Genomic DNA, 6734 nt, shown 5'->3' with positions numbered 1-6734 from the left:
CCATGACCAACCCCTTCGATGATCAGGACGGCACCTTCCTCGTGCTCGTCAACCCGGAGAACCAGCACTCGCTGTGGCCGCAGTTCGCGGACGTCCCCGAGGGCTGGACCGCCACGCACGGCCCCGACACCCACGCCGCCTGCCTGGAGTACGTCGAGCAGTCCTGGACCGACATGCGGCCCAAGAGCCTGGCCGACGCCATGGACACCCAGCGGTAACGCGGCCGACGTGACCTCCACCGACACCCTGGGCGAGGCCCGCGGCAGCGCGGGCCTCGCCCGGCCCGGCGACCTCGCCGCGGCGCTGCGCACGCCCGAGGCCCGCCGGGACCCGTACCCGTTCTACGCCCGCATGCGGCGCGAGAGCCCGGTCCACCGCAGCGCCGAGGGCATCTGGCACCTCACCCGCTACGCCGACGTCGAGGCGGCCCTGGGAGACCTGCGGCTGTCCAACGACCGTGACCGGATGACCCGCGCCTACGGCGCGCTCGGCGGCGACCTGAAGGCCTTCAGCCGGCTCACCGACCGGCTCGGCCGGGTGATGACCAACACCGACCCGCCGGACCACGCCCGGTTGCGCAAGCTCGCCAACCGCGCGTTCACCGCCCGGCGCGTCGAAGCCCTGCGGGACGGCATCCAGCGGATCGTCGACCGGCTCATCGACGAGGCGCTCGCGGCGGGCCCGGCCATGGACCTGATCGAGGCGGTCGCCTCCCCGCTGCCGCTGTCCGTCGTCTGCGAGCTCTTCGGCATCCCGCCCGAGGACCGCCCGCAGGTCAAGACCTGGTTCCGCCGCTTCGGCCGGATGAGCGAGGACATCGACAAGTCCGAGGCGGCCATCGGGCAGTACGAGGAGTACCTCGCCCGACTCGTCCGCCGACGCCGGGCCGACCCGGGCGACGACCTGATCAGCGCCCTGGTCGCGACGCAGGCGCAGGACGACCGGCTCACCGACTCCGAACTGCTGTCCACCTGCTTCGTCCTGATCACCGCGGGCGACGAGACCACCACCCACCTGGTCGGCAACGGCGTGCTCGCCCTGCTGCGCCACCCCGGCCAGCTGGCCCGGCTGCGCGAGGACCCGGCGCTGATCCGCACCGCCGTGGACGAACTGGCCCGCTACGACACGCCGACCCAGGCGATCGTCCGGGTCGTCGCGGAGGACGTCGAGATCGGCGGGCGGACACTGCGCGAGGGCGAGCTGGTGTACCTGTTCCTCGCCGCGACCAACCGCGACCCCGAGCGCTTCGAGGACCCCGACCGGCTCGACCTGTCCCGCCCCGGCAACCGGCACCTCAGCTTCGGCAACGGCCCGCACTTCTGCCTCGGCGGCCCGCTCGCCAAGCTCCAGGTGGAGGTGGCCGTCAGCACGCTGGTCCGCCGGCTCCCGCAGCTGCGGCTGGCCGACGAAGCCGCCGGCGGGGCGGCCCTCGAATGGCGGCCCAACCCGCTGCAACGGCGGCTGAGCGCCCTCCCGCTCACCTACTGACACCTGAACGATGACGAAGGAGAACCGACCATGACCCGAGAGTTCGAGGTCCGCAAGGAACAGGACCTGCCCGCGACACCCGAACAGGTCTGGGCCGCGGTCGCCACCGGCGGCGGCAACCTCGGCTGGCTGTACCCCATGGAGGTCGAGCCGCGCGTCGGCGGAAAGGTCACCCGGTCCGACAGCACCGTCGTGGTGTGGGAGCCGCCGAGCCACTTCGCCGTCCGGGCGACCCTGGGCGACGAGTTCTCCAACACGCTCAGCTACCGGATCGAGCCGGTGGACGGCGGAACGAGCCACCTGCAGATGGGAATCCACTGGGTGCACGAGGGCGTCTGGGACGAGGTCTGGGACACCAAGGCGGACGCGGCCGAGAAGCACGTCCACTTCTACCAGCACGGCCTCGCCGAGTATCTGCGGCACTTCGGCGGCCGCCCCGCCGTCTACGTCAAGGCCCAGCGCCCCGAACCCACCACCGACCCGGCCGACTTCGCCGCCCTGCGCCGACGCCTCGGCCTCGCCGACGACGCGGCCGTCGGCGACCGGATCGAACTCCACGTCCCCGGTCCGGACGGCGGCCCGGAGGCGGTCGTCGTGGACTGGCTCAGCCCCGACTTCGTCGGCCTGCGCGGCCCGGACGCGCTGTACCGGTTCTTCAACGGCAGCACCTGGAACTGGCCGCTCTGGCTGGGCCACCACCTGTTCGCCGAGGACACCGACGAGCAGGCCGCCGTCAAGGCATGGACCGCCTGGCTCAACGACACCCAAGCCTAGGACCCCCGATGGAAACCCCGTTGGAAACCTCGATGGAAACACTGCTCTACGCCGCCGAACTCGTCGAGGAGAACGGCACCTACAAGCTCGTCGTCCAGGACGTGGTGCGGGACACCGTCCAGACCACCCCGGTCCCCAAGTCCATGGTGGACAAGCTCCCGACCTTCCTCGCGGCACTCAGCGCCAAGCTCAACCCCGCACCGTCACGCGGCCGGTGGTAGCCGCAGGACACCCGGCCACCCGGCCGTCACCAGCCCGGAGCGAGGATCAAGCGCATGCGGCCCGCGATGTCGGCAACGGCCGGGCCGCCCGGCCCGTCCGGTCTTCGGCTCGTTGCCGACCGGCACGCACCCGGAGGACGGTGGTCCGGTGATCGGTAGGCTGCCGTCGGTCGAACGCCCGTCGACCCCGTGGCGAGATCCGTGATGGTCATCAGCGCAGGGAGTGCCCGTGCACTCAGCTGGCTCCGTCGAGCGCCGGCCCTCCGCCGTGCCGGATCTGCTCGCGTACTCGTCCACCGATGAGGCCGTGGACGAGCTGCGCCGGCTGACGATCCTCGGTCGCCGGGTACCGCAGTGGAGGGTCGCGGTCATGCAGGAGACCGGGTTCTTCCGCGCGCTGTGGGGTTCGGGGGACGTGGTGCACCGTCCGGCCGAGGACGACGTCCCGGAGCGCCTGGCCATCACGGTATCCGCCGGTGGTGAGGTCCTCGGGTCCATCTGGGTGGCGGCCGCGGGCCGTCCGCTGCCGGCGACCGCGCCCGATGCGCTGCGCGCGGCGGCTCGGGCGGCGGCCCCGCACCTGATCCATCACCGCTCCCGCCGGGCGGCAGCGGCCCACCTGGTCCAGGAGGCGGCGCGTGCCCTGCTGGAGGGCCACGGCTCGGCCGACACGTCTCGCGGCGTACGACGCGAAGCAGGGCGGCAGCGTACTGGTCGACACACTGCGCGCCTACCTCGACCACTTCGGGGACGTGCCCCAGGCGTCCCGTGCGCTGGGTGTCCACCCGAACAGCTTCCGGTACCGGATCCGGCGACTGCGTGACGTGTGCGGGATCGAGCTGGACGACCCGGATGCGCGGCTGCTGGCCCAGTTGCAACTGCGTCTGATGGGCCGTGATGCCACCGGCGACCGCTGAGACCGTTGCCGCGCGCGTAGTCGCCGCGCACCACGGGCGCGGGCCGGTCTCGTCGCCCGGCACCACAAGGGTGATCGTTTTCCGGCGAGTTGGGCGGCGACAAGGCATGGCTCGCGAAACCCTGGGCTGCGGCACGAAGACGCGGCCACCGGGCCGCGGGCAACCTGGTCGCACCGCCCGGGAGCTTCGCCGGGCGTTCCCCCAGGGCGACCCGGAAGGTGCATTGTGACGAGTTCTCAGGCCGGCGAACGGCGCGAGCGCATCCTGCGTGCGGCAGTGCACGAACGGATTCTCGAGCCCGACCACGCGGTGCTGGCGGCGTTCGTCGACCTCGACGCCGTCGCCGACGGCGTCGCGGCGCTGTACCGCGCCTTCCCGGCCTCGGTACCGGTGCTGCACACCTTCGCGGCGAAGGCGAACTGCCTGGTGCCGGTGCTGGCGGAGCTCCGGAACAACGGCATGGGCTGCGAGGTGGCCAGCGCGGGCGAGCTGGCCCAGGCGCTGGCCGCCGGCTTCGCGCCCGAACGGATCGTCTTCGACTCCCCGGCGAAGACCCGCGGTGAGCTCGTCCAGACCCTGGAGATCGGTGCCGCGGTGAACGCGGACAACTTCCAGGAGCTCTCCCGCATCGACGAGATCCTCGCGACCCGCCCCTCCGCCTCGCGGATCGGGGTGCGGATCAACCCCCAGGTCGGCAGCGGGTCGATCGGCGCGATGAGCACCGCGACCGCGACATCCAAGTTCGGCATCGCCCTGGAGGACGACGGAAACCGGGAACGGCTGCTGCGCGCATACCGCGACCGTCCCCGGCTCACCTGGGTGCACGCGCACGTGGGATCGCAGGGCTGCCCCCTGGACCTGATGGCCCAGGGCATCGCGAAAGCCGTGGCCTTCGCCGAGCAGGTCAACGCCGAGCTCGGCCGGCGCCAGGTGGTCGGCATCGACATCGGCGGAGGACTGCCGGTCAACTTCGCCAGCGACGAGACCGCACCCGGCTTCGACGATTACGTGGCCTGCCTGCGGGCCCAGGTGCCGGCCCTGTTCACCGGCGAGTACCAGGTCGTCACCGAGTTCGGGCGCTCCCTGCTCGCCAAGAACGGGTTCATGGCCGCGTACGTCGAGTACACCAAGACCTCCGGCGGACGTCCGATCGCGATCACCCATGCCGGTGCGCAGGTCGCCGCGCGGACCGTGTTCATGCCCGAGTCCTGGCCGCTGCGGATCACCGCCCACCACCCTTCCGGTGCCCCCAAGGACGGAGAACTCGTTCCCCAGGACATCGCGGGCCCGTGCTGCTTCGCCGGCGACCTGGTCGCCGAAGCCCGTCCGCTGCCCGAGCTGGCACCCGGCGACATCGTCGCACTACTCGACACCGGCGCGTACTACTTCTCCACCCCCTTCCACTACAACAGCCTGCCCGAGCCCGCAGTCCACGGCGCCCGGATCGACGCCGACGGAAACGTCCACTTCAGCCTGCTGCGCCCCGCGCAGACCATCGAGCAGCTCCTCGCCCGAACCGGGCGGTGAGCCGCCCGGAGATGACCGAACTCGCTCACCTCACCCGCGAGTTCGCCCGGCGGCTGACCCCGGCGGAGGGCAACGACGCCACGCTTGCCGACCGGATCACCACGGTCCGCGCCACCGACCTGCCCCACCTGCACTCCTTCACGAACGGCCTCGAACTCGACCGCGCCGCCGTCGACGCCGGACTCACCCTCCCCTGGCGCAACGGCCGCACCGCCAGACGCCGTCGACGTTCCTGCCCAGAGCCCGCGCAGCACGTGGCAAAGCACGACGCAGGAGGCTGTCACCCAGAGGATTCCCGCGGACGCGTGGAGTATGTCGAGTTCCTGTCATGCCGGATTCGGACAGTGCAGACGGCTGTCTCCGGAAGTGGTTCTCCACGCACTCTTACCGACGGCACGGCCGACCGCCTCGTGCGCCCCACAGGGCGAGCAGGCGTGTCGGCTCCGGTACGCAGAAGGAGTTCTCGTGAAGAAGACGCTCGCCTGGGCCGTCACCGCTGTCACCGCGGCCACCTGCGCTCTCGGCGCCTCCCTGCCGGCAGCTGCGGCGGACGACACGACGGCCGCCGCCGGCGCCGTGGCCTCCGCCTACGGGCTCGACACCTCCTCGCTCACCCCGCATCAGCGGGATCTCGTCGACAAGATCCTGACCGCGATGCCGGCCGGCTGGCAGGAGCAGGCCGCCGCCACCGACGCCGAGTTCGGCGTGGACGACACCCCGTGGGCGAACATCCTCGACGGCGTCATCAACCCGGGCGACTACCAGTGCAGCAACACGGCGCTGACGGCCTACGCGAGGGACACGCTCAAGGACGCCGACCCGGTCTTCCGGTATGCCCTGCCAATGATCGGGGTGGGGACCCTCGCCATGTACGACGCGATGCTGACCGCCGACGATCCCAAGTCCACCACCTTCGGCGTCAACGGCGAGTACACCAACGAGCTGAGGTCCGAAGGGAAGGACCTCAAGAAGTTCTGGGACATCAACTCCGACGACATCCAGATCGTGCCGATGCACGGCGGTGACGTCTTCTCCTCCCCGGAGCGGCTGGCCCGCGCCCTGTACATGCAGGTTCCCATCGGCAGCGTCGAGGGCAAGCTCCCCGTGGCCCGGTGGCTCATCGAGCTCATCAACTCGGAGCCCGCCCTCAAGGGCGGTACCAACCCGTACTTCACCTTCAACTCGATCGCCTACACCGAGAAGGGCAGCTCGCACCCGCGGGGCATCTCCGACCACATCGTCATGGGCGACGGCATCCTGCAGGGCATGGCAGCCGTGGGCCTGGGCGACACCGCTCCGCGTAGCATCCTCGCCCATGAGTTCGGCCACCACGTGCAGTTCGAGGACAACCTGATCTCCAACACCACACTGACCGGGCCGGAGGCCAACCGCCGCGTCGAGATGATGGCGGACGCGTTCGGCACGTACTTCCTCACCCACTCGCGCGGCGAGGCCCTCAACACCAAGCGGTTGCTGGCCTCCGAGCAGTCCTACTACCAGGTCGGCGACTGCGGCTTCCGCAGCTACGGGCACCACGGCACGCCCAACCAGCGCCTCGCGGCGTCCGCGTGGGCCGCGAGCGTCGTCAACGACGCCGCCAACCAGGGCCACATCATGCCCTCGCTGAAGCTCGGCGGGCTCTTCGACGCGAAGCTGCCCGACCTCGTGAAGCCGGACGCGACGAACTGAGGACGTCCCGGGTGCGCGGCCCGGTGCCCGGTGCGGGGTCGCGCACCGGCCGCCCCCACGGCCGCGCGCCCGGGCCGCAGACGTGCGGGTCCACCACGACGAGACCACCCACGGTGGC

7 protein-coding genes and 1 pseudogene are annotated in these 6734 nt (G+C 71.3%); all 8 read left to right on the top strand.

Going from position 1 to position 6734, the window contains the following annotated elements; translation table 11 throughout:
• Positions 1-2 precede the first annotated feature (2 nt).
• Positions 3-218 carry an MbtH family protein gene (locus ACIOJE_RS21780; RefSeq protein ID WP_280678985.1) on the top strand — a complete coding sequence of 72 codons (216 nt, stop codon included), beginning with the start codon at positions 3-5 and terminating at the stop codon, positions 216-218.
• Between the two features lie 10 nt (positions 219-228).
• Positions 229-1488 carry a cytochrome P450 gene (locus ACIOJE_RS21775; protein WP_280678983.1) on the top strand — a complete coding sequence of 420 codons (1260 nt, stop codon included), beginning with the start codon at positions 229-231 and terminating at the stop codon, positions 1486-1488.
• Positions 1489-1518: 30 nt separating this feature from the next.
• Positions 1519-2262, top strand: a complete 744-nt coding sequence (locus ACIOJE_RS21770) for an SRPBCC domain-containing protein (RefSeq protein WP_400777987.1) — start codon at positions 1519-1521, stop codon at positions 2260-2262.
• Positions 2263-2294: 32 nt separating this feature from the next.
• Positions 2295-2483 (top strand): hypothetical protein, encoded by a 189-nt coding sequence (locus ACIOJE_RS21765; protein ID WP_400777985.1) that lies wholly within the window; start codon positions 2295-2297, stop codon positions 2481-2483.
• A 638-nt stretch (positions 2484-3121) separates the two neighbouring features.
• Positions 3122-3400 carry a helix-turn-helix domain-containing protein gene (locus ACIOJE_RS21760; protein ID WP_400777983.1) on the top strand — a complete coding sequence of 93 codons (279 nt, stop codon included), beginning with the start codon at positions 3122-3124 and terminating at the stop codon, positions 3398-3400.
• 225 nt (positions 3401-3625) lie between these two features.
• Positions 3626-4927: a diaminopimelate decarboxylase gene (locus ACIOJE_RS21755; protein WP_400777981.1), complete on the top strand. Its 1302-nt coding sequence runs from the start codon at positions 3626-3628 to the stop codon at positions 4925-4927.
• Between the two features lie 5 nt (positions 4928-4932).
• Positions 4933-5139: pseudogene (locus ACIOJE_RS21750) on the top strand (ISL3 family transposase); the annotation flags it as partial.
• Between the two features lie 253 nt (positions 5140-5392).
• Positions 5393-6616, top strand: coding sequence for a hypothetical protein (locus ACIOJE_RS21745; protein WP_400777980.1), 1224 nt, complete (start codon positions 5393-5395; stop codon positions 6614-6616).
• Positions 6617-6734 lie beyond the last annotated feature (118 nt).

The sequence above is a fragment of the Kitasatospora sp. NPDC087861 genome, from assembly GCF_044742585.1.
In the GTDB taxonomy this organism is placed as follows: Bacteria; Actinomycetota; Actinomycetes; order Streptomycetales; family Streptomycetaceae; genus Kitasatospora.
The sequence above is the reverse complement of the archived record's forward strand: the minus strand, read 5'-3'. Positions and strand labels throughout refer to the sequence as shown.